At 63.9% G+C, this 1,120-nt stretch carries 1 protein-coding gene; it reads right to left on the bottom strand.

All coding sequences use genetic code 11. From position 1 onward, the window contains the following. Positions 1–29: 29 nt before the first annotated feature. Positions 30–986: an IS110 family RNA-guided transposase gene (locus tag DFQ15_RS16850; RefSeq protein ID WP_110467052.1), complete on the bottom strand. Its 957-nt coding sequence runs from the start codon at positions 984–986 to the stop codon at positions 30–32. Positions 987–1,120: the final 134 nt, after the last annotated feature.

Genomic DNA, 1,120 nt, shown 5'->3' with positions numbered 1-1,120 from the left:
TGAGGTTCTATGGTTCGCGTCAAGCCGAATCAAGCACCAGCGGCAGGCGCAATCACCGATTCGTCGAACGGCTTGCCGCTCTTCCAGACCGCAAACGCCACCCGCAGCAGCTTGCGCGCCATGATCACCAGCGCCTGCGTGGCAGCGAATCCTCGTGCCTCGAGCGCCTCGTAGATCGGTTTGAACACCTTGCTCCTGGCTGCCGCTTTGGCCATCAGATAGGCCTGCCTGCGCAGCGGCGGCGGACCCCTCTTGGACAGGCGCCTGCGACCCTTCTTTTGACCCGAGTCCTGCGCTCTGGGATGGAGCCCGCTGTAGGCGACCAGGGCGTCGGCGTTGGCAAATGGAATGCGGCTCAACAGCGCAGCCAGCATCGCGCCGCCCTGCGGGCCCACGCCCTTGACGGTCTGCAGCCTGCGACTCGCCGCAGCCATTTGCGCGTCCTGCCTCTGCAGCGACTCGATGCGCTCGTCTATGGCTTCGAGCAGGCCCTCGAAACTGTCGTCGAACTGCTTGGCGGCCACCGCTACCGCCTGCGCATCGCGCATCGTCTGGCGCAGGCTGGCGCGGTGCACGACGATGTCGGCCCTGCGCAGCAACAGCTCCCAGATCTCGGCTGCATGCGGCTGCGCATGCTCCCAAGGATGCAGGCCTTCGTGGTGCTCGGCGATGAACCGGGCGATGACGTGGGCATCTACCTTGTCGGTTTTGCTGCGGCCTCCGAGTGCCTTGGCGTAGAAGCTGACGTCCTTGGCGTTGAGGACGTAGCCGGTGCAGCCGCTGGCCGTTGCCAGTTCCACCAGAAGCCGGTGATACCGGCCCGTGGACTCCACGGCGACGGTGCTGCCTGGCGGCAGCGTCTTGAGCCAGACGCCGATCGCGCCGGCTTCGTTGGCGATAGTGCAGATGCCAGACTCGCCCTTGCAGGCAATGACGAGCTCGGCCTTGGCAACATCCACACCGTAAAAGTCGTTCCCAGTGGACATGGACAGTTCCTCCAATCAACAGAAAATGGACCCTGCTGGGGTGGAACATCCCGCCACTACGTTAGCTTGCGTTCAGATCGGCTCTCGTCCAGTTGTTCGGACAGGACGGCGGCTCAGTTCTTAATCGACGTTAG

The organism is Xylophilus ampelinus (assembly GCF_003217575.1).
Taxonomy (GTDB): domain Bacteria; phylum Pseudomonadota; class Gammaproteobacteria; order Burkholderiales; family Burkholderiaceae_C; genus Xylophilus; species Xylophilus ampelinus.
Note: the sequence above shows the minus strand (reverse complement) of the source record. Positions and strands in the feature narration are given on the sequence as shown.

Excerpts from the sequence above, each read along its gene's own strand:
- DFQ15_RS16850 (WP_110467052.1), bottom strand. The coding sequence starts at position 986 with ATGTCCACTGGGAACGACTTTTACGGTGTGGATGTTGCCAAGGCCGAG.